Below are 20,256 nucleotides of genomic sequence, written 5' to 3' on the forward strand. Positions count from 1 at the left end.
CTCAGAGCGGCAGTTCGGGCTCGTGGCGGGCGGCGCGGCGGGCGCTGGTCGCCTGCGGCGACGCATTGGAGCGGATGAAGCTCCAGCGCACGTTCGGGGCCTCGATCGAATTCTGCCGGATCACGATCTGGGTCGAGCGCCGCGGTCCGTCGTTACCGGCCAAGAATACCGTCTCTTCGAGATCGACCTTGTCGTCGGCCGCCTCGAAGGTCCAGACCTCGCGATTGGGCAACACCAGCATCACGCCGCGTGCATCGTGCAGGCGGCTGGCCTTGACCAGCGGGTGCAAATGGAAGCGCACGGCGTAATCGGCCTGCGCGGCACGATGCCGGCCACCCTGCATCGGCGACAGGCTGTCCTCACCGTCGACCCGGCTGCCGTCGTGCTTCACCACCAGGACGCGCCGATGCAGCACGCCGAATTTATCGCGGTAGCCGTCATGCGACGTCGTCAGCAGCACGCCGCCGGCGACTTCTTCGCGGCGGTTCTCGACCTGGCGCGGACCGCCGACCACCGGCGCGCCGTGCAGGAAGCGCTTCATCGCCGTGCGCTCGACGAAGCTGCACGACGAGGTGTCGTGGCAGGTGACGGTGGAGTGCGCCACCGTCGAGCGGGCAAAGCCGCGCCAGCTTTCGCGATTGGTGGTCGGCATGCCGCTGTTGATCACGATCCGGCACGGGCCCGACGACAATTCGAACGACAGGCAGCCGGCATGCGCTTCCTGGCTGACATTGGCGGGCGGCGGGGTGCCGGCATCGACGATCACCAGCGTGGTGCCGGCATCGATCCGCTGGTAACCCGAATGCGGCATGCTGGCGAGCGGCGTGCCCTGGCTGTCGTCATAGGCGAGCAGCGTCGCCAGCAGATCGGACGGCGTCGCGCTCATGCCGTTGAACAACGCGAAATTGCCGTCGCCGTGCCGGAAGAACCGCAGCATCGGCATCATTCGGTCGATCGCGTTCAGCAGCGCCGGCGGCGGCGCGATGTTGCGGGCCGCAAAGGTCTGGCGCAGCGGCAACAGGTCGATCAACAATTCGATCAGCGCGCTCGGATTGCGCGAGATGTGGCCGCCGTCCGGGAGGATCTGGCGCTGCAGCTCGTCCGACAGCTTCTTGGTGGCGCCGCGGATCTGCCGCGCCTGATTGGCGAGGCACAGCGACGCGTAGCACAGCGCGATCAGCACCTGCAGCCGCGGCACGCCGTCCTGGACATCGAGCAGCGCGTAGCGCAGCGCACGGATTTCACGGGTCAGCCCGCGCAAGTAACGGCGATAGAACTTGCCGTCGGTGTCGGACAGCACCAGCGGAGCCTGCGACAGCAGCGAGATCACCCGCCGCGCCAGCACGTCCGGCCGCCGGCCGACCGGGCCGGTGCGCGACATATTGCTGAGCCAGTCGTCGACCAGCGAACGGGCGTTGGCCCGGGTGATCGCCGTGTCGGCGGCGCGCAGATGGCGCAGCCAGCCGAACCCGAGCAGCGCGGCTTCCCAATCGTCGGAAGGCGGTTCGAGATCGAAGATCGAGCGGCCGTGGCAGGTGACGATCTTGCCCGCAAACACGAAACGGCCGGCATAGATTTCGGCGGCGCGGGTCGCGTCCGCGGTGCGCAGGTCGTGCGGCGCAATGATCAGCCGATCGGTGCGGCCAGGCCACAGCCGGGTCACCGCCACCGAACCGCTGGAGGCGCGCGCCATCACGGTCCGCGCGAAGCGGCCCACGATCAGCGTCGAAATTCCTCTGCGGGGCGCGGCCGACACCTGCGCTAGAGCCCCGGGTCGTTGGTACGCATCACGTTGCTGCCCCCTGCGGACGGCCGACGTCAGTCCGCGCAAGACGTCGGACAATCGTCCAGTCCGGTACAGCTTCGACTGAAACGGCTCTGCAGACATGCGCGCAGCGGAGACGAAAGATTGTTCTGGACCAAAGCAACCTCAAGTTAACGAAAATTCGTTGCGAATCCTTTTAATCTGGAATTGGCGTTCACACACCCTGGCGATAGGCGAATGTGGACGGGCGCTGCTGCGCCACGTTCCACAGGCGACTAATCTCGAAGGATTACAACGACTTCACTAGCCGTGCAGCGTAGAAGCCGTCGAGCCCGGCGAGCCGCGGATCGCTGTGCGGCAGATGACACGGCAGGGTCCGCAGCGCACCGTCAGCCGTGACGATCTCGGTGAGGCCGGCGACTTCCGCCGGGTCGATCGGCTGCCGCCGCATCGACGGCTCGGCGTCGAGCAGCGCGGCGATCGCCTGCTCGCCCTCCTCCGGCTCGAGCGAACAGGTGCAATATACCAGCGTACCGCCGGGCCGCAGCAGCGACGCCGCCTTCTTCAACAGCCGGTTCTGAACCGCAGCGAGCGCGCCGATGTCGCTCTCCTGCTTCAGCCAGGCGACGTCGGGATGGCGCCGGATCGTGCCGGTCGAGGCGCACGGCGCGTCGATCAGCACCGCGTCGAACTCGGCGGTCGCATCGCCCCGCCATTCGGCCGCATCAGCGACGCCGGTTTCGACCTTGAGCGACAGCCGCGCCAGATTTTCGCGCAACCGCGCCACGCGAGCGGGCGAGCGGTCGATCGCGGTGACCCGGGCACCGGCAGCGGCGAGTTGCGCCGTCTTGCCGCCGGGGGCCGCACAAAGGTCGGCGACGCTCTTGCCGGCTATATCGCCGAACAGCCGGGCCGGAAGCGCGGCCGCAGCGTCCTGCACCCACCACTGGCCTTCATCAAAGCCCGGCAGCATCCGCACCGAGCCCTGCAGCAGCGTGCGCACGGTGCCGGTCGGCAGCACTTCGCCATGCAGCCGCGTTGCCCAATGCGCCGGGTCGGATTTCACCGTGAGGTCGAGTGAGGGTTCGTGGCTGATCGCCTGCGCGATCGCGCGCGCGGTGTCGGCGCCATAATGCGCGCTCCAGCGCGCCAGCAGCCATTGCGGCACGTCGGGCGTGCCGGCCGCCAGTTCCTCGACCAGCGGCTGGCCTTCGCGCGCACAACGGCGCAGCACGGCATTGACGAGGCCGGCATATTTGGCGGCGCGACGGTCGGATTGCACCAGCCGTACCGACAGATCGACGGCGGCGTGATCCGGCACGTCCATCCAGAGAATTTGCGCGGCGCCGATCAACAGCGCACTCTTGGCGCGCGGCGCATCGGTCGGCACGCCGCGATCGAGCAGCTTGGCGAGCAGTCCTTCCAGCGTTCCGAGCCTGCGCAGGATCGTCGCCACCAGCCGGCGCATCAGCGCGCGGTCGCGATCCGACAGCGTCTTCAGACCCGGATGCGCAGCCGGGCCTTCGAGCTGGTCGTCGAGCATACGGCGCTTCTGCAGCACCCCATCCAGAATGTCCGCGGCAATGCGGCGCGCAGCGAGGCCGGGCACCTCGGAAGCTTGGGCGAATCTTGGAGCAGGCATGGATTGAGGGTATCACAGCAGGAGGAGAGACGCCGCGCGAGGCCGCGCGCTGGTCTGCCGTGGATGGCATTCGAATATGCCAAATGTAAGAATCGCCGTCGCACCTGCCGGTAATGGCCTGCGCCCCGCGCGATGAAGAAAGGCGTCCGCCGATGACAAACCCCGATCCGAAGTCCGCCACGACGGATGCCGCCCCGCCGCGCAAGGATCTCCCCGAAGCGGCCAAGCGCGCCCTCGCCGAAGCCGAAGCCCGCCGCGTCGAAGCCGCCAAGCACGCCGAAGCCCGCGCCAAGGAAGTCCAGGGCCCGAAGGGTCCCGAGCCGACCCGCTACGGCGACTGGGAAGTCAAAGGCATCGCATCCGACTTCTGAGGCTTTGGCGGGGCGTCACGGGCTCACCGCAACCGGTGATTGCGCGGGATTGTTGCGACATCTGCCGACTCGGGCTATCATAGGAATGTCCCCACACCCGAGAACGAATCCGGTCCGGATTTCGCGGCTGCCCTGGCGCAGCCGGCTGTGGCCGTGGGTGTTCGTGCTCGGCGTTGCGGCCGGCACGATGCTACCGGCACGGCATTGGCTGCACCTGCCGTGGCTGCAGCCGCCGGCTTCGCAGGGGATCGAGAACGACAGCGAGACGGTGTGGCGGCGCGCCGGCAACCCGACCACCCGGCATCCGGTCGACGTGCTGTACACCATCGACGGCGACACCTTCGATGCGCGGGTGCATCTGTGGCCGGGCACGGACCTGCGCACGCGGGTGCGGCTGCGCGGCATCGATGCGCCGGAGCTGAAGGCGCAATGCGCCCGCGAATTGCGGATGGCCGAAGCCGCCGCCGAGGCGCTGCGTCGGCTGCTCGCCGAGGGTGAGGTCGCGATCTACAACATCGGCCCCGACAAATATCAGGGCCGCGTCGTGGCGGACGTCGCAACCAAACGCACCGCCAGCGTGTCCAGCGCGCTGCTCGACGGCGGCTATGCCCGGGCCTATGGCGGCGGACATCGCGATGGCTGGTGCGACGGACGCTGAGGTTTAGGCAACTGCGCCAAGCCTCGGCGACCCGGCGAGATCGAGGGCCGGATCGGCTTTGGCGGTCTGCGTCACCAGCGACGGCTCACTTTCAGTCGCATCGATCGGCGGCGCGAACGGGCCGTCACTCTCGACCGGCTTCGGTTTGTCGGCCCAATGCAGCGCGGTGTAGTCAAAGCCGTTGACGATGGTCGGCTTCACCACCTCGAAATACGGCGAGATATCGAAGTCGCGCGGCATGTAGAGCGACGAGTGCCGGATGTGCAGGATCTCGCGCCGCGCCGCACGGCTGCCGGCCTTGGTGATCTTCGGCAGGATCGGATAGCGCACCGCCTCGAACGCCTGCGCGATCAGCGCCGAACAAATGATCTTGGTCGGGTCACCTGAGCCGAGCGCGATCATGCGGCGGCGCCATCGCTGCGGCAGCGGCAGCGGCACCAGGTAACGCATCAGGTCGATGATGTTCTTGGTGTCGTAGCCGAAGCCGATGCGATTGATCGCGTAGCGACACACCGTGTGACGATCCTCGTAAGAAAGGCCGACGGGGCGACACACCCGCGTGTGGTAGGCAAGGTGCCGCGACAGCGGCGACGAACTCACCCCTTCGCCGATATTGGCCTCGACCAGCACGTGCGGCTCGCCGTCCGGCTCGGTCACCCCGTCGATCGGCCCGACATAGAGGGCGGCGTGCGACCAGGTCGACTGCGTCAGGTACTTGATGATGCCGGCGATCCGGCTGTTGCCCTCGACCAGCAGGACGTCGCCGGGCTCCATGATGGTACGTAGATGGTCGGGATCGCTCGGGGTGAACGGCTCGTAGCCGGGCTCTTCCTTCTGCAAGTAGCTGGCGATCAACTTGCCGATGGTCTCGAGCACCACACCCATTGCTGCGCTCCTGCGGGATCATTGCTGCGATATCGTCACATCGCGTTCGTGGACGATCGTCGAGCAAAGCCGTTGCAGTTTAGTTCATCTGGTTCCTCGCGCAGTTACGCATCGTTCACCACGAACGGTTGCCGGCCGGAGGCGATTCCGGCAAGTTGACGGGGTCGGCCGGGCAGTGCGGCACCGCCGAAACAGTCGGCGGACGACGCAAAACGCGACGGAGTTCAACACATTGGTCACAGTCGCGGGACGCCGCACCGTCGCCCCACCGGATAGTCGCCGCGCCGGCCGCCATTGGCCACGCCGGTCGATCGCCCCGGCCGCCTCCAAGCTTTCGGAAACCATGCCATGACGATTTCGCGACGCAGCCTGCTCGAGGGCCTGCTCGGCGCCACTGCCGGCCTTGCGTTGCTGCCCGTGTTGGGCGGGCGGGCGAGCGCCGCCCTGCCGCGCGAGGCGGAGGTGGTGGTGGTCGGTGCCGGCGCCGCCGGAATCGCGGCGGCGCGGCGGATCGTGGCGGCCGGCCGCAAGGTGATCGTGGTCGAGGCCGCCTCGGAGATCGGCGGCCGCTGCGTCACCGATACCACCAGCTTCGCAGCGCCGTTCGACCGCGGCGCGCGCTGGCTGCACAACCCCGACAGCAACCCGCTGGTCCGGCTGGCGCGCAGCTCCGGCTTTGCGGTGACGCCGGTCGCACCCGGCCAGAAGGTCAGGATCGGACGCCGCAACGCCCGCTCGCGCGAGACCGAGGATTTTCTCGCGGCCTACGTCCGTGCCACCCGCGCCATCAGCGATGCGTCACGCGGCAAGGCCGATATTTCCTGCGCCGCCGCGCTGCCGAACGATCTCGGCGATTGGGCGGCGACCATCGAATATGTGCTGGGCCCCGCGACCACCAGCAAGGACCTGCGCGCGCTGTCGGCGATGGATGCGGCGCGGACGCTGGACCGCACCGCGCTGCTCGGCTGCCCGCAGGGCGTCGGCAGTCTGCTGACTCAGCTCGCGTCCTCGTTGCCGATTGCACTGTCGACGCCGGTGAAACGGATCGTGTGGAGCGGGCGCGACCTCGCGGTCGAAACCACAGCCGGCCGGATCGGTGCGCGCGCCATCATCGTCACCGCGTCGACCAACGTGCTGACCTCGGGCAATCTGGCGTTCTCCCCCGAACTGCCGAAACGGCAGCTCGACGCCGCGGCACGGCTGAATCTCGGCAGCACCGACCGCATCGCGCTGCAGTTCAAAGGTAACCCGCTCGGGCTGTCGCGCGACGAGACCATCATCGAACGCGCCGACGACATCCGCACCGCGACGCTGGTGGGCAATATCGGCGGGACCTCGCTGTGCACGGTGGACGTCGCCGGCTCGTTCGGGCGCCAGCTCGCCGCGCAGGGCGAAGCCGCGATGCAGGATTTCGCGATCGAATGGCTCGGCAAGCTGTTCGGCAGCGACATCGCGGGCGCCGTCGAGCGCAAGGCGGTGACGCGCTGGAACGAGATGCCCTACGTGCTGGGCGCGATGTCGGCTGCGGAGCCAGGCGGCCAGCCGTCGCGCAAGGTGCTGGGCGAGCCGCTCGGCAATCTGTTCTTTGCCGGTGAAGCGACCCACGAAACGCTATTCGGCACGGTGCAGGGCGCCTGGGAATCCGGCGAGCGCGCCGCCGACGCTGCGCTGAAAAAGATCGGCGCCGTCAAGGAGCCCGCGCCAGAGAAGCCCGCACGTAAACAGAAGCCGCGGCGCGAACCGCAGCGTCAGCGCGAGCAGCGCCCGCCCGCCACCGCGAGCGGCACGCCGTCGTGGTGGCGCTGAGCGGCCTCAGCCGCGCAGGCTGCCGCCGGTCTTCTTGGTGACTTCCGCAACGATCTTGGCCGCGACCGCTTCGATCTCCTGATCGGTCATGGTCTTGTCGCGCGGCTGCAGCGTCACGGCAATCGCCACCGACTTCTTGTCGGGATCGATGCCCTTGCCTTCATAGACGTCGAACACGCTGACCGAAGTGATCAGCTTCTTGTCGACGCCCTGCGCGGCACGGACGATATCGGCAACCGCGACCTTGCGATCGACGATGAACGCGAAGTCGCGCGACACCGGATGGAACGCAGACAATTCCAGCGCCGGCTTGGCGCGGGTCGGCCGCTGCTTCGGATCGGGGATCTTTTCCAGGATCACCTCGAACGCCACCAGCGGGCCATCGGCCCCGAGCTGTTCGAGCACCCGCGGATGCAGCTCGCCGAAATAACCGAGCACATTCTGCGGTCCGATCTGGATCGCGCCGGAGCGGCCCGGATGCAGCCAGGCCGGCAGCTTGTTGGTGGCGATCTGCAAACCCGCCATCGGCGCACCGGCCGCAGCCAGCACCGCGAACGCATCGGCCTTGGCATCGAGCGCGGTCGCCTGCGCCGAGCCCGACCAATGCCGGCCGAGGCCGGCGGAGGACGCAACGCCGCGGCGGACGCCGCTCGCAGCCATGAACTGATCCTGCGGCCGGTCGCCCTTGAATACCTGCCCGACTTCGAACAGCGCCAGATCGGCCGAACCGCGATCGGCGTTGGCCTGGGCGGCCGCGATCAGGCCGGGCAGCAGGCTCGGCCGCATGTCGGACAGATCGGACGCAATCGGATTGGCGAGCGCCAGCTCCGGCTGGCCGCCACCGAACGCTTCGGCGAACGGCTTGGAGATGAACGACCAGGTTACCGCCTCGGTCAGGCCGCGCGCCGCCAGCGCACGCTTGGCGCGGCGGGTGCGGTTCTGGATCTGGGTGAGCACCGGCTTGCGCGGGGCATCGCCGCGCTCGAACGGCGTCAGCGGCACCTTGTCGACGCCGACGATCCGGACGATTTCCTCGACGATATCGGCCTTGCCGTGGACGTCGCTGCGCCACGACGGCACCGCGACCTTCACCACCGGCGCCTGACCGACGACCGTGAAGCCGAGATGATTGAGGATACGGCGGATCTCGGTGAGCGACACCTCGATGCCGGCCAGCCGCTTCACCTCGGCGAGCGGGAAGTCGATGATCTTGTCGTCGGCGAACGGATTGCCGACCACCACCACGTCCGACGGCGTGCCGCCGCAGAACTCCATCACCAGCTTGGTGGCGAGTTCGAGCCCGGGCAGCATGAAGGCCGGATCGACGCCGCGCTCGAAGCGGTAACGCGCATCGGTGTTGATGCCGAGCTTGCGGCCAGACTGGGCGATGTTGATCTCGTTCCACAACGCCGATTCGATCAGCACGTCGGTGGTCTCGGCCGAACAGCCGGACACCTCACCGCCCATGATGCCGGCGAGCGATTCGACGCCGTGATCGTCGGCGATCACGCAGACTGACGAATCGAGCGTGTAGGTGCGGCCGTCGAGCGCCAGCAGCGCTTCGCCGTCCTTGGCGCGGCGCACCACCAGATTGCCCTTCACCTTGGCGGCGTCGAACACGTGGAGCGGGCGCGAGCGATCAAACGTCAGGTAGTTGGTGATGTCGACCAGCGCGTTGATCGGGCGCAGCCCGATCGCCGTCAGGCGCTTCTGCAGCCATTCCGGCGACGGGCCGTTCTTGACGCCCTTCACCAGCCGCAGCGCGAAACCGGGGCACAGCTTGCTGTCTTCGACCGTGACACTGACCGGGCACGGGAATTCACCCTTGATCTGCTTGATACCCGGGTCCTTGAACTTGCCCATGTCGGCGGCGGCGAGATCGCGCGCGATGCCGTGCACGCCGGCGCAGTCCTGCCGGTTTGGCGTCAGGTTGATGTCGAGCACCGGATCGCCGAGCCCGGCCCAGGCGGCATAGGGCGTTCCGACCGGCGCATCGGCCGGCAGCTCGATGATGCCGTCGTGATCTTCGGAGATTTCCAGCTCGGCCGCAGAGCACAGCATGCCGCGGCTTTCGACGCCGCGAATATTGCCGATGCCGAGCGTGAAGTCCTTGGCCGGAATATAGGTGCCGGGCGGCGCGAACACGGTGACGAGGCCGGCGCGCGCATTCGGCGCGCCGCATACCACCTGCACGGGCGCGCCGCCGTCACCGACGTCCACCGTGCAGACCTGCAGCTTGTCGGCGTTGGGGTGCTTGGCGGCGGTCAGCACCTTGGCGATGATGAACGGCGCCAGCACCTTCGCCTTGTCCTCGATGCCCTCGACCTCAAGCCCGATCATGGTGAGCTTGTCGGCGAGCTTTTCCAGCGGCTCGTCGGTGTCGAGATGATCTTTCAGCCAGGAGAGGGTCAGTTTCATCGGTTGTTACTTCCGTCTGGCCGCGCGGTGAGCGCGTCGTGCTGAATGCTCAAGGTCGTGCCCGCGTCGCCCTCACCCCACCCCTCTCCCGCAAGCGGGAGAGGGGTGGGCCGTGCCGAATGGAGAGGCTGCGGGTCATATGGTTAGTCCGAATCGTCTGATGACGGGCGCTGTGTTGAATTGGCTTGTGTAAGCCGTGGCTTGGCCGCGCGCTCGGCGCGCTCCCTCTCCCGCTTGCGGGAGAGGGTTGGGGTGAGGGCCCTTGCCGCAAGCTCGGTCGCAATGCTCTGCAACACGCCCTCACGATTGCCCATCACCTCGGAATTGCTGAAGCGGACTACCCGAAACCCGCGCGCTTCGATCGCCGCCGTCCGCGCAGCATCGCTGCGCTCACTGTCGTCCGAGAAATGCTGCCCGCCGTCGATCTCGACCACCAGCTTTTTCGCATGGCAGGCGAAGTCGGCGATGTACGGCCCGATCGGCACCTGCCGCTTGAACGAAAACCCATTGAGCTTCTTGTCGCGCAGCTCGCCCCACATCAATCGCTCGGCGTCGGTGGATTTCTTGCGCAGCTCGCGCGCATGGCGGCGCTGGCTCGGGGGGACGTTCCAGCTCGGTTTCGGAGTCGGCTGCTTCGAATCGTCCATCGCAAGCTCCGTCCCCGCCTCGCCCTCACCCCAACCCTCTCCCGCAAGCGGGAGAGGGAGCTCGCCGTGCGGCGTTGTGAGGTCTTCAATCATCTCAATGACTAACTGTCTTCAACTCAAGGCGCTCAAGTTCAGTCGATCAGCTCCCGCAAGCCGCGGCCTGCCCCCTCTCCCGCTTGCGGGAGAGGGTTGGGGTGAGGGCACTTGCGCCGAGCACCGCGCCAGCGCACGTCCAACTCACGAACTCAATCCCCCCGCCAGCGTCGGGATGTCGAGCGGCTTGAAGCCGTAGTGATTGAGCCAGCGCACGTCGGCTTCGAACAGCTGCCGCAGGTCGCTCATGCCGTATTTCAGCATCGCGATGCGATCGATGCCCATGCCCCAGGCGAAGCCCTGATACTCGTCCGGATCGAGGCCGCAGGCGGTCAGCACGTTCGGGTGCACCATGCCGCAGCCGAGAATCTCCAGCCAGTCTTCGCCTTCGCCGAACCGGATCTCGTCCTTGCCGCGGCGGCACTGGATATCGACTTCCAGCGACGGCTCGGTGAACGGGAAGAACGACGGCCGGAACCGCATATTGACGTTGTCGACCTCGAAGAACGCCTTGCAGAACTCGTGCAGGATCCACTTCAGGTGGCCGAGATGGCTGCCCTTGTCGATCACCAGGCCTTCGACCTGATGGAACATCGGCGTGTGGGTCTGGTCCGAGTCGCTGCGATAGGTACGGCCAGGACAGATCACCCGGATCGGCGGCCGCTGCGACAGCATGGTCCGGACCTGCACCGGCGAGGTGTGGGTGCGGAGCAAGAGGCGCGAGCCGTCTTCCTTCGGGTTGAAATAGAAGGTGTCGTGCATCTCCCGGGCCGGATGGCCTTCGGGGAAGTTCAGCTTGGTGAAGTTGTAGTCGTCGGTCTCGATGTCCGGACCTTCGGCGATCGAGAAGCCCATGTCGGCGAAGATCGCGGTGAGCTCGTCCCACACCTGGCTGAGCGGATGCAGCCGGCCCTGCTCGGCGGCGGGCTCGCGCATCGGCAAGGTGACGTCGATGGTTTCGGCGGCGAGCTTGGCGTCGAGCGCGGCGGCCTTCAGCACGTCGCGGCGGGCGGTCAGCGCCTCGGTCACCGCTTCCTTGGCCCGATTGATCGCGGCGCCCTCGGTCTTGCGCTGCTCGGGGTCCATCTTGCCGAGCGTGGCGAGCAGCGCCGAGATCGAGCCCTTCTTGCCGAGCGCTCCGACACGGACCACTTCGAGCGCGGCCTCGTCTGAAGCCGCCGCAATATCGGCGAGGATTTGGGATTGCAGGTTTTCGAGATTGGACATGAGCCGCCGTTCCTCTCAAGAAGTCATGCCCGGGCTTGACCCGGGCATCCATCGCTTCTCGAAAGATGGATCGCCGGGTCAAGCCCGGCGATGACGGTCAACCCGTTGAACGTCGGGGCCGCCGATGCGGCCTCGAATGAACCTCAGGCCGCGAGCGCAGCCTTGGCCTTCTCGGCGATCGCCTGGAACGCCGCCGGCTCGTTGATCGCGAGATCCGACAGCACCTTGCGGTCGACGACGATGCCGGACTTCGACAGGCCGTTGATGAACACGCTGTAGGTCATGCCGAACGGACGCACCGCGGCATTGAGGCGCTGGATCCACAGCGCGCGGAACGTCCGCTTCTTGCGCTTGCGATCCCGGAACGCGTACTGGCCGGCCTTGTCGACCGCAGCCTTGGCGGTGCGGATCGTGTTCTTCCGACGACCGCGATAACCCTTGGCGAGCTTGTAGACCTTCTTATGCTTGGCGTGAGCCGTCACACCGCGTTTAACGCGAGCCATGACTGATCTCCTTCATCTGAATTTGGTTTGGACGGCCGCGATGCGGCCCGATGAGGCTGCCGCGCAAGGCGCGGCGTGAACGGTCAGGCGTTCGGCAAGAAATACTTCTTGATGTTGTCGCCGTCGGTTTTGAAGATCGCGCGGGTGCCGCGAAGCTGACGGATCTGCTTCTTGGTACGCTTGATCATGCCGTGGCGCTTGCCACGCTGGGCGGACATCACCTTGCCGGTGGCGGTCACTTTGAAGCGCTTTTTGGCGCCCGATTTGGTCTTCAACTTGGGCATTTGGCTCTCCTTTGCCACGCGCGAAAAGCGCCCCGGGGGCGCTCTGCGGCGGCGGACATGCTCGTTAGAGCGTTGAAATTGCACGACCATTCTCAAGATCGAGGCAGGTCGGCAGGGCCATCGCCACGGCAGCCCTTGATCAGCCGGGCGATGAAGGCTGCGCTTATGGCAGAGCGGAGGCCGGTTGGCAACGTGTAAGGCGGAAGATCGAGCACCGCCGACGCGTCCTGCCAAACGACGGGTGAACGCCACGGCAAAGAAAGCGGCAAAGAAAAAGGCCCGTCAGATCGCTGGCGGGCCTTGTTCGTTCTGAAATCGAAAACCCGGATCCGCGTCAGCGCGGCGCCAGCACCATCACGACCTGACGGCCTTCGAAGCGGGGGTCCTGCTCGACCTTGGCGATTTCAGCGACGTCGTTCTTCACCTTTTCGAGCAGCTTGGTGCCGATCTCCTGGTGAGCCATTTCGCGTCCCCGATAGCGCAAGGTGATCTTGACCTTGTCGCCTTCCTCGAAGAAGCGCAGCATCGCCTTCATCTTCACGTTGTAATCGTGGTCGTCGATCATCGGGCGGAGCTTGATCTCCTTGATCTCGACGATCTTTTGCTTCTTGCGCGCCTCGGCGGCCTTCTTCTGCGCCGAATACTTGTACTTGCCGTAGTCCATGATCTTACAGACCGGCGGCGACGAGGTCGGCGAAATCTCGACCAGATCCATGCCTGCGTCCATTGCCATTTTGATCGCGACAATGGTCTCGACCTTGCCCTGGTTCACACCGGTCTGGTCGATCAGCTGGATCTCGAAATTGCGGATTTCATCGTTGGTGCGCGGCCCGTCCTTGGCTACGGGGGGCGGCGCTCTGTTGGGACGGCGAATGGGTTCTTCTCCACACTTGTGAACGTTGACGGCGAACGATGGGATCGAGGCAGGTACGGCTGCTGGTCGGATCCGCGCGCTTCATATAGGTCGAAGCGCGATCCGACGCAAAACCACTCAGCGTCGATACCAGGGTCAATGCCCTTTTTGATCCGCGCGCAGTGTGGCGGAAGAACCGCCGAGCGGCAAGCCGACTTCCGCATAAACGCAAAGCCGGCCACTTCGCCGCGCGGCTTCCGTCGCGCTACGCCCTGAGGCGCCGGCATTGACGGCGCCTCGCCGCGTACTGCAAACCAACCCGGCAACGAGGTTGTTGATCCATGACAAAACCATCCGAACCGGCGCCGGACTTCATCACCGTCGGCGATGGCGCCGCGGCGCGGCGGATTGCGGTCCGCCCCCGGCCGGGCGCCTCCCCTGGGCTGTTTTGGCTCGGCGGCTTCAATTCCGACATGACCGGCACCAAGGCGACCGCGCTCGACCAATGGGCCGAAGCGCGCGGCCGCGCCTGCGTCCGGTTCGATTATTCCGGCCATGGCGAATCCTCCGGAAGCTTCGCCGACGGCACCATCGGCCGCTGGCTGGAAGAGAGCCTGGCGGTGTTCGACGCCTACGCGCGCGGTCCGCAAATCGTGGTCGGCTCATCGATGGGCGGCTGGATGGCGCTGCTGCTGGCCCGCGCCCTGCGCCGCCGCGGCGGCGAGTCGGCCGCCAAGCTGGCCGGATTGGTGCTGATCGCGCCGGCGCCGGATTTTACCGAAGCGCTGATGTGGAAGGGTTTTTCACCCGAGATTCGCGCCGAGATCGAGACCAAGGGCGTCTGGCATCGCCCCTCGGAATACGGTGAGCCCTACCCGATCACCAAGGCGTTGATCGAAGACGGCCGCCATCACCTCGTGCTCGGCGGCATGATCGAGGTCGGCTGCCCGGTGCGCATCCTGCAAGGCAAACAGGACGAAGACGTGCCGTGGCGCCACGCCTTCGAACTGGCTGAGCGGCTACCGACCGACGACGTGGTCCTGACCATGATCCAGGACGGCGACCACCGGCTCAGCCGCCCGCAGGACATCGCCCGGATGCTGGCTGCGGTCGAGGAGCTGGGCTGACAGCGGGGCCCGCCCGGCGTCGCCCAGCCGCATCATAACCGCATCATAAATCGTCATCGCCCGCGCAGGCGGGCGAACCAGTATTCCAGAGAGATCGGCTCGTGGGCGCCCTGGGATACTAGATCCCTCGCCTTCGCGAGGGATGACGATCTGTTGGGGGGGAGGGAGCGCCCTACTCAGCAGCGTCTCCGCCCCACTCTGCCCGCACACCGTCATCGGCCTCACCGGCAAGATGCGCCGCCTTCAGGGCCGCGAAGCGCTCAGGCGGCAGCAGTTGCCCCAGCGCCCACGCCGCGGCACCGCGGATCGCCGGACTGGGATCGGCGAGCAGCCGTTCGGCCTCGGGCGCCAGCTCGCGGTCGCCCGAATTGCCGATCGCGATCAGCACGTTGCGGATGAAGCGATCGCGGCCGATGCGCTTCACCGGTGATTTGGTGAACAGCGCCCGGAATGACGGGTCATCGAGCGCCACCAACTCACTGAGCGCCGGCGCGCGCAAGCCGTCGCGGGCGGCGAGCTTGGCCTCGCGACCGGCCTGGGCGAACTTGTTCCAGGGGCAGGCGGCGAGACAATCGTCGCAGCCGTAGATCCGGTTGCCGAGGCGCGCGCGAAACTCGCGCGGGATCGGGCCTTTGTGTTCGATCGTCAGATACGAGATGCAGCGCCGGGCATCGAGCTGATACGGCGCCGGAAACGCGCCGGTCGGACAGGCGTCCAGGCAGGCGCGGCATGAGCCGCAATGATCGTGCTCGGCGGCATCCCGCGGCAGATCGAGCGTGGTGAACACCGCGCCGAGAAACATCCAGGACCCGCGGCCTTTCGACACCAGATTGGTGTGCCGGCCCTGCCAGCCGAGGCCAGCGGCCTGCGCCAGCGGCTTTTCCATCACCGCCGCGGTATCGATGAACACCTTGACGTCGCCGCCGGCGGTGGCGACCAGCCAGCGGGCGAACTGCTTCAGCCGGGCCTTGATGACATCGTGATAATCATCGCCCTGCGCATAGACCGAGATCGCACCGCGATCCTTTCGCGTCAGCACGGCGCGCGGATCGGTATCCGGACCATAATTGAAGCCGAGCAGGATCACGCTTCGGACCTCGCTCCACATCACCCGCGGATCGGAGCGGCGCTCGGGACGATCGGCAAGCCAGGCCATGTCACCGTGATAACCGGCGTCGAGAAACGCGCGCAGCCGCGCCGGCGCTTCGGGAATCGAGTCCGGCGCGCAAATTCCGAAGGCATCAAAGCCGAGCGCGCGTGCCTGGTCGGCGATTTCCGCCTTCAACGCATCGCCGGGTGCGGCCGATGCGGGCTGTCCGTCGGCGATGGTCAGAAATCCAGATCCACGTAGGTCCGTGACGCCGGCACGCCTGCGAGCCATTCGCTCAGCAGCGGACGGAACGAGGGGCGCGATTTGATCCGCGCATACCAGGCCTTTGCCGCCTCGTCCTCGATCCATGGCACGTCGCCCAGATAGTCGATCGCCGACAGGTGTGCCGCGGCGGCGAGATCCGCATAGGTCATGCGATCGCCAGCGAGAAAGTTCCGGGTGCGCGCCAGCCAGCCGATATAGGCCAGATGATAGCGCACATTGGCATTGGCGGCGCGGATCACGTCCATCGCCGGCGGCCCGCCGCCGTCCTCCTCGCTCATGAAGCGCTTGTAGATGCGCTCGGTCATCAGCGGGCCGGAGGCCTCTTCGAAAAACTTGTCATTGAACCACGACAGCAGCCGCCGCACCTCGATGCGTTCGGCGGTGGACTGCGGCAGCAGCCGCCGGTCACCCATTTCAACGCCGTGCACTTCGTCGAGGAACTCGGCGATCACACCGGCGCCGGGAATCGGGGGGCGCCCCTCTGCAACCAGGACCGGCGTGCTTCCGGCCGGATTGAGCGCCAGGAAGGCCGTTCGCCGCTCCCAGGACCGCTCCTCCACCAACCTGAGATCGAGACCGTGTTCGCCGAGCGCAAGGCGGATGAACCGCGACAGCGGGCAGAACGGGTGGTGGAACAGGGTGTACATGCTGACCTAGATAGTTTCGAAGAGCTTAACAAACCGTGGCGGATCGCATCGAAAAGGCTCTTCGGGAGGCGGCCAAACTAGTCTCATGCGACGCGGACGCAAGGCACCGAAAGGCGCATTTTTGACGTTGCGACCCCTTGGGGAATAGGCGACAAGGTCCGGCCTCGCGGGCGCCCGATCCCTTGCAGCGGACAATTCCATGCTCATCGATATCATCAGAGCCGTCATTCTCGGCATCGTCGAGGGTGTCACTGAATTCCTGCCGGTATCTTCGACCGGCCACCTGTTGCTGGCGGAGCGGTTCTTCAATCTCGGCGAAGGCAACTTCTGGAAGAGCTTCGCGGTGCTGATCCAGCTCGGAGCGATCCTGGCAATTCTGGCGCTGTATTTCGTGAAATTGTGGCGAATCGCGCTCGGCATGTTCACCGATGCCAATGCCCGCCGTTTCGTCATCGGGGTGCTGGTGGCGTTTCTCCCGGCAGCGGTGATCGGCGCGGCATTCGGCGGCTATATCAAGCACTACCTGTTCAATCCGTGGGTGGTGTGCTTTTCGCTGATCGTCGGCGGCGCGATCCTGCTGTGGGTCGACCAGCTCGACCTGAAGCCGCGCTATCACGACGCCACCGCGTTCCCGCTGCTGACCTATTTCTATATCGGCTGCGCGCAGTGCACCGCGATGATCCCGGGCGTGTCGCGCTCGGGCGCCAGCATTGTGGCGGCGATGCTGCTCGGCACCGACAAGCGCTCGGCGGCCGAATTCTCGTTCTTCCTGGCGATCCCGACGATGCTCGGCGCGTTCGTGTACGATCTCTACAAGAACCACGCCGACATGACCGCCGACAACCTGATCATCGTGGCGATCGGCTTCGTGGTGTCGTTCATCACCGCGATCATCGTGGTGAAGACCTTCCTCAGCTACGTCACCCGCCACGGCTTCGAGCTGTTCGCCTGGTGGCGCGTGATCGTCGGCACGCTCGGCCTGATCGCGCTGGCGCTGGGGCGGTAACAACGTCTCGCGGAACGCGGCGTCCTTGACGGACGCCGCTGCGGTTCGCTTACGCGGTCTTGCGCGCGAACTGGCCGGTCTTGCGGAACCGCCACAGATAGGACGGCACGATCGCCTGCAGCGAATCGGGCTGAATGCCGAGGCCCTGCAGCGTCAGCCCGGCCGACTTGGCGGCTTCCGACACCACGTTGTCGACCTCGAGCATCCGCACCTGATCCGGCGTCAGCTTGAAGGCGCCCGGCGCGAATTGCAGCAGCAACGCCTGCAGGCTGGCGAGGCCGAACGGCAGCGGCACCAGCAGCGGATTGCGATCGGTGGTCTGCAGAATGATGCGCATGATTTCGCGCATCGTCAGCTGTTCCGGACCGCCGAGTTCGTAGGTCGCGCCCGGCTTGGCCAGACCGTCGACCGCATCGGCGATGGCGGTCGCAACATCGCCGACATAGACCGGCTGCAGCTTGGTATCGGCCCCGACCAGCGGCAACACCGGCGACAACCGCGCCAGCGCCGCGAAGCGGTTGGTGAACTGATCTTCGGGGCCGAACACCACCGAGGGACGGAAGATGGTGGCCTGCGGCACGGCGGCGAGCACCGCCTGTTCGCCGGCCGCCTTGCTGCGGGCGTAGCGGGCGGGCGAGTTCGGATCGGCGCCGATCGCCGAGACATGCACCATCCGGGCGCCGGCGGCCGCCGCGGCCTGCGCCACGTTGGCGGCGCCGCTGCCCTGCACCGCGTCGAACTTCTGCGCGCCGCCTTCGGCGAGGATGCCGACCAGGTTGATCGCCACATGCGCGCCGCGCATCGCCGCCGCGACCGATTCGGGGTAACGCAGATTCGCCTGCACGGCGTGGATCTGGCCGACGCGGCCGAGCGGCTGCAGATGCCCAGAGAGCTCCGGCCGGCGCACCGCGACCCGAATCCGATAGTCGCGCCGCGCCAGCGCGCTGACGACGTGCCGGCCGAGGAAGCCGGAGCCACCGAAAACCGTGACGAGCGTGTCGATATTCGAAGTCATGCGGGCTGATCCTGATCGCGGAGGAGCGTCTTTAGACGTCCGGGAATTCGCGGACATTCTGGCGGTTTCGCGTTACGCCATCAACCTTCCGGTGTACAGCGGATTTGGTTGGCGGAAGCCATTTGACTTTTCCGTAACGCCTCCCTATCAAGCGCCCCGGGCCCAGGTGGCGGAATTGGTAGACGCGCTGGTTTCAGGTACCAGTGGGTAACACCGTGGAGGTTCGAGTCCTCTCCTGGGCACCATTGCCCACGCCCTTCTTCTCGTATCCGCATCTCTTCACATCGACATCGGTTCGAGACGTCCACCGCAAGGTGGCGCCGCCCCTCGCGTCGCGCGGATCGGGGCGATAGGTTGGGCTGCCGATTCGGGGCGTTCGGCGCTCTCCTCCATGGCCCAAAGGTTTGCGACACATGACGATCCGCCTGCATCGCGGCGACCTGCCGGATCTTTCCCGCTATACAAATTCGGTGGCGATCGACACCGAGACGATGGGGCTGCATCCGCATCGCGACCGGCTGTGCGTGGTGCAATTGTCGAACGGCGACGGCAGCGCCGATGTGGTGCAGATCCCGCAAGGGTCGAACGATGCGCCGAACCTGAAGAAGCTGCTCGGCGATCCGGCCGTGGTGAAGATCTTCCACTTCGCCCGATTCGATCTGGCGGCGCTGTACAAGGCGTTCGGCGTGATGCCGCAGCCGGTGTACTGCACCAAGATCGCCTCGCGCCTGACCCGAACCTACACCGACCGGCACGGCTTGAAGGACCTGTTGCGCGAACTGCTCGGCGTCGATCTGTCGAAGCAGCAGCAGTCCAGCGACTGGGGCGCCGATACCCTGACCGACGCGCAACTCGCTTACGCCGCTTCCGACGTGCTCCACCTGCACGCGCTGCGCGACAAGCTCGACACCATGCTGGCGCGGGAGAATCGCACCGAGCTGGCGGCCGCCTGCTTCGGCTTCCTGCCCGTCCGCGCCCGGCTCGACCTCGACGGCTGGAGCGAAGAGGACATTTTCGCTCATTCGTGACCGGCTGGGCGGCCCGCCCGGAGGTTCCTGCGCCCGAGCGGCACCCTGCGCCGCGTTTCGGTCATACTCCTCGGTCTGATGGGCCGGGGCCTGCCATGGCCCTCCCCTGCCGGGGTGATTAAGATAAGCTTAAGGATGTATTGCAGACTGGAGACCGCGCTCGAAGCGGCGCTCCGGAGGACGGAGCGCACGGCTCCGTAACACGCGCGAGACGAGCTCGGGAGCAGCGGTGACAGCGGTTCAGTTGTCGTCCTATCAGACCGGAATGGAGGCGCGCTTCGCGGCAGCGGCGCGCCACAGCCGTTTGGTGCGCACGCTGCGGCTCGCCGTGCCGCTGGTCGTGGTGCTGTCGATGGCGGTGATCATCGCGATCTCGGTGTTCAACCCGTTCCGCTATCTGTCGAAATTGCCGATCGACGTCGGCGATCTAGTGGTCTCAGGCACCAAGATCACGATGGAGTCGCCGCATCTGGCCGGCTTCACCAATGACGGCCGCCCCTACGAGATGTGGGCCCGCACCGCCACCCAGGATCTGACCAGCCAGGATCACGTCGATCTGCACACGCTGCGCGCCAAGGTGCAGTCGGAGGACCAGTCCACCGTCATCATCGAGTCGCGCGAAGGCCAGTTCGAAACCAAGGCACAGCTTCTGAAGCTGAACAAGGACGTCTATCTGCACAATTCGACCGGCACCGAGGCCTGGATGACCCAGGCCGACATCGACATGGGCAAAGGCACCGTCACCTCCGACGCGCCGGTCGACGTCAAATGGGACGGCGGCACGCTGCGCGGCCAGCGGATGCGGATTACCGAAAAGGGCGACCTGATCCGGTTCGAGGGCGGCGTGGTGATGAACATCGACAACGCCTCGCTCGGAGAACCGGCCCCCGCCGCGCAGCCCGCGCC

Annotated in this window: 19 protein-coding genes and 1 tRNA gene; 8 read left to right on the top strand and 12 right to left on the bottom strand. The window is 66.4% G+C overall.

All coding sequences use genetic code 11. The annotated features are described in order from the left end of the window. Position 1: 1 nt before the first annotated feature. On the bottom strand, positions 2–1,717 hold the full coding sequence (locus VRZ08_RS17810; protein WP_346295963.1) for a heparinase II/III family protein: 1,716 nt from the start codon (positions 1,715–1,717) through the stop codon (positions 2–4). Positions 1,718–2,054: 337 nt separating this feature from the next. After that, positions 2,055–3,407 carry an RsmB/NOP family class I SAM-dependent RNA methyltransferase gene (locus VRZ08_RS17815; RefSeq protein ID WP_414533367.1) on the bottom strand — a complete coding sequence of 451 codons (1,353 nt, stop codon included), beginning with the start codon at positions 3,405–3,407 and terminating at the stop codon, positions 2,055–2,057. Between the two features lie 152 nt (positions 3,408–3,559). Between VRZ08_RS17815 and VRZ08_RS17820 the strand changes: the two genes are divergently transcribed. Then, positions 3,560–3,778 (top strand): DUF1674 domain-containing protein, encoded by a 219-nt coding sequence (locus VRZ08_RS17820; RefSeq protein WP_164637583.1) that lies wholly within the window; start codon positions 3,560–3,562, stop codon positions 3,776–3,778. Between the two features lie 85 nt (positions 3,779–3,863). Beyond that, positions 3,864–4,436: a thermonuclease family protein gene (locus VRZ08_RS17825; protein ID WP_414533368.1), complete on the top strand. Its 573-nt coding sequence runs from the start codon at positions 3,864–3,866 to the stop codon at positions 4,434–4,436. Positions 4,437–4,439: 3 nt separating this feature from the next. Here the strand turns inward: VRZ08_RS17825 and VRZ08_RS17830 are convergent, their stop codons facing one another. Further along, entirely contained in the window at positions 4,440–5,321 is an 882-nt protein-coding gene (locus tag VRZ08_RS17830) for a YiiX/YebB-like N1pC/P60 family cysteine hydrolase (protein WP_414533369.1), read from the bottom strand. 348 nt (positions 5,322–5,669) lie between these two features. On the opposite strand from VRZ08_RS17830, the gene VRZ08_RS17835 reads away from it, so the two are divergent. After that, positions 5,670–7,127: a flavin monoamine oxidase family protein gene (locus tag VRZ08_RS17835; RefSeq protein ID WP_414533370.1), complete on the top strand. Its 1,458-nt coding sequence runs from the start codon at positions 5,670–5,672 to the stop codon at positions 7,125–7,127. 6 nt (positions 7,128–7,133) lie between these two features. Here the strand turns inward: VRZ08_RS17835 and pheT are convergent, their stop codons facing one another. The 6 genes from pheT to infC all read right to left on the bottom strand — a co-directional run bounded on the left by pheT (position 7,134) and on the right by infC (position 13,173). Then, a complete protein-coding gene (gene pheT / locus VRZ08_RS17840; protein ID WP_414533371.1) occupies positions 7,134–9,545 on the bottom strand; it encodes a phenylalanine--tRNA ligase subunit beta in 2,412 nt (803 codons plus the stop codon). Between the two features lie 143 nt (positions 9,546–9,688). Then, positions 9,689–10,192, bottom strand: coding sequence for an endonuclease domain-containing protein (locus VRZ08_RS17845; RefSeq protein ID WP_414533372.1), 504 nt, complete (start codon positions 10,190–10,192; stop codon positions 9,689–9,691). 237 nt (positions 10,193–10,429) lie between these two features. Next, a complete protein-coding gene (gene pheS / locus VRZ08_RS17850) occupies positions 10,430–11,512 on the bottom strand; it encodes a phenylalanine--tRNA ligase subunit alpha (protein ID WP_414533373.1) in 1,083 nt (360 codons plus the stop codon). Positions 11,513–11,655: 143 nt separating this feature from the next. Further along, entirely contained in the window at positions 11,656–12,015 is a 360-nt protein-coding gene (gene rplT, locus VRZ08_RS17855; RefSeq protein WP_011155609.1) for a 50S ribosomal protein L20, read from the bottom strand. Positions 12,016–12,098: 83 nt separating this feature from the next. Continuing rightward, positions 12,099–12,299: a 50S ribosomal protein L35 gene (rpmI, locus tag VRZ08_RS17860; RefSeq protein WP_011155610.1), complete on the bottom strand. Its 201-nt coding sequence runs from the start codon at positions 12,297–12,299 to the stop codon at positions 12,099–12,101. Between the two features lie 334 nt (positions 12,300–12,633). Then, the gene (infC, locus tag VRZ08_RS17865; RefSeq protein WP_107342314.1) at positions 12,634–13,173 is read right to left on the bottom strand and encodes a translation initiation factor IF-3; all 540 of its coding nucleotides are present in this window, start codon (positions 13,171–13,173) and stop codon (positions 12,634–12,636) included. Between the two features lie 320 nt (positions 13,174–13,493). Between infC and VRZ08_RS17870 the strand changes: the two genes are divergently transcribed. Next, positions 13,494–14,279: an alpha/beta hydrolase gene (locus VRZ08_RS17870; protein WP_414533374.1), complete on the top strand. Its 786-nt coding sequence runs from the start codon at positions 13,494–13,496 to the stop codon at positions 14,277–14,279. 172 nt (positions 14,280–14,451) lie between these two features. Here the strand turns inward: VRZ08_RS17870 and queG are convergent, their stop codons facing one another. Both queG and VRZ08_RS17880 read right to left on the bottom strand, forming a co-directional pair. Further along, a complete protein-coding gene (queG, locus tag VRZ08_RS17875; protein WP_414533375.1) occupies positions 14,452–15,660 on the bottom strand; it encodes a tRNA epoxyqueuosine(34) reductase QueG in 1,209 nt (402 codons plus the stop codon). Next, positions 15,609–16,301: a glutathione S-transferase family protein gene (locus VRZ08_RS17880; RefSeq protein WP_414533376.1), complete on the bottom strand. Its 693-nt coding sequence runs from the start codon at positions 16,299–16,301 to the stop codon at positions 15,609–15,611. The genes queG and VRZ08_RS17880 overlap by 52 nt, the downstream gene beginning before the upstream one ends. Before the next feature lie 199 nt (positions 16,302–16,500). On the opposite strand from VRZ08_RS17880, the gene VRZ08_RS17885 reads away from it, so the two are divergent. Further along, positions 16,501–17,307, top strand: a complete 807-nt coding sequence (locus VRZ08_RS17885; RefSeq protein WP_107353690.1) for an undecaprenyl-diphosphate phosphatase — start codon at positions 16,501–16,503, stop codon at positions 17,305–17,307. 49 nt (positions 17,308–17,356) lie between these two features. On the opposite strand, the gene VRZ08_RS17890 is transcribed toward VRZ08_RS17885, so the two are convergent. After that, on the bottom strand, positions 17,357–18,322 hold the full coding sequence (locus VRZ08_RS17890) for a complex I NDUFA9 subunit family protein (RefSeq protein WP_414533377.1): 966 nt from the start codon (positions 18,320–18,322) through the stop codon (positions 17,357–17,359). Between the two features lie 160 nt (positions 18,323–18,482). Here VRZ08_RS17890 and VRZ08_RS17895 point away from each other — a divergent pair. The 3 genes from VRZ08_RS17895 to lptC all read left to right on the top strand — a co-directional run. Next, positions 18,483–18,567 (top strand) — tRNA-Leu (locus VRZ08_RS17895). A 168-nt stretch (positions 18,568–18,735) separates the two neighbouring features. Further along, positions 18,736–19,350 (top strand): ribonuclease D, encoded by a 615-nt coding sequence (locus VRZ08_RS17900; RefSeq protein WP_414533378.1) that lies wholly within the window; start codon positions 18,736–18,738, stop codon positions 19,348–19,350. A gap of 229 nt (positions 19,351–19,579) precedes the next feature. Next, positions 19,580–20,256 (top strand): LPS export ABC transporter periplasmic protein LptC (gene lptC, locus VRZ08_RS17905; protein WP_414533379.1); only part of this gene is annotated, 677 nt, incomplete at its 3' end.

It is taken from the genome of Rhodopseudomonas sp. G2_2311 (assembly GCF_047501505.1).
GTDB classification, from domain to species: Bacteria; Pseudomonadota; Alphaproteobacteria; order Rhizobiales; family Xanthobacteraceae; genus Rhodopseudomonas; species Rhodopseudomonas palustris_H.

Excerpts from the sequence above, each read along its gene's own strand:
- rpmI (WP_011155610.1), bottom strand. The coding sequence starts at position 12,299 with ATGCCCAAGTTGAAGACCAAATCGGGCGCCAAAAAGCGCTTCAAAGTG.
- VRZ08_RS17900 (WP_414533378.1), top strand. The coding sequence starts at position 18,736 with ATGACGATCCGCCTGCATCGCGGCGACCTGCCGGATCTTTCCCGCTAT.
- rplT (WP_011155609.1), bottom strand. The coding sequence starts at position 12,015 with ATGGCTCGCGTTAAACGCGGTGTGACGGCTCACGCCAAGCATAAGAAG.
- VRZ08_RS17830 (WP_414533369.1), bottom strand. The coding sequence starts at position 5,321 with ATGGGTGTGGTGCTCGAGACCATCGGCAAGTTGATCGCCAGCTACTTG.
- pheS (WP_414533373.1), bottom strand. The coding sequence starts at position 11,512 with ATGTCCAATCTCGAAAACCTGCAATCCCAAATCCTCGCCGATATTGCG.
- VRZ08_RS17845 (WP_414533372.1), bottom strand. The coding sequence starts at position 10,192 with ATGGACGATTCGAAGCAGCCGACTCCGAAACCGAGCTGGAACGTCCCC.
- VRZ08_RS17890 (WP_414533377.1), bottom strand. The coding sequence starts at position 18,322 with ATGACTTCGAATATCGACACGCTCGTCACGGTTTTCGGTGGCTCCGGC.
- VRZ08_RS17880 (WP_414533376.1), bottom strand. The coding sequence starts at position 16,301 with ATGTACACCCTGTTCCACCACCCGTTCTGCCCGCTGTCGCGGTTCATC.
- VRZ08_RS17885 (WP_107353690.1), top strand. The coding sequence starts at position 16,501 with ATGCTCATCGATATCATCAGAGCCGTCATTCTCGGCATCGTCGAGGGT.
- VRZ08_RS17870 (WP_414533374.1), top strand. The coding sequence starts at position 13,494 with ATGACAAAACCATCCGAACCGGCGCCGGACTTCATCACCGTCGGCGAT.
- VRZ08_RS17820 (WP_164637583.1), top strand. The coding sequence starts at position 3,560 with ATGACAAACCCCGATCCGAAGTCCGCCACGACGGATGCCGCCCCGCCG.
- pheT (WP_414533371.1), bottom strand. The coding sequence starts at position 9,545 with ATGAAACTGACCCTCTCCTGGCTGAAAGATCATCTCGACACCGACGAG.
- VRZ08_RS17815 (WP_414533367.1), bottom strand. The coding sequence starts at position 3,407 with ATGCCTGCTCCAAGATTCGCCCAAGCTTCCGAGGTGCCCGGCCTCGCT.
- VRZ08_RS17825 (WP_414533368.1), top strand. The coding sequence starts at position 3,864 with ATGTCCCCACACCCGAGAACGAATCCGGTCCGGATTTCGCGGCTGCCC.
- queG (WP_414533375.1), bottom strand. The coding sequence starts at position 15,660 with ATGGCTCGCAGGCGTGCCGGCGTCACGGACCTACGTGGATCTGGATTT.
- VRZ08_RS17835 (WP_414533370.1), top strand. The coding sequence starts at position 5,670 with ATGACGATTTCGCGACGCAGCCTGCTCGAGGGCCTGCTCGGCGCCACT.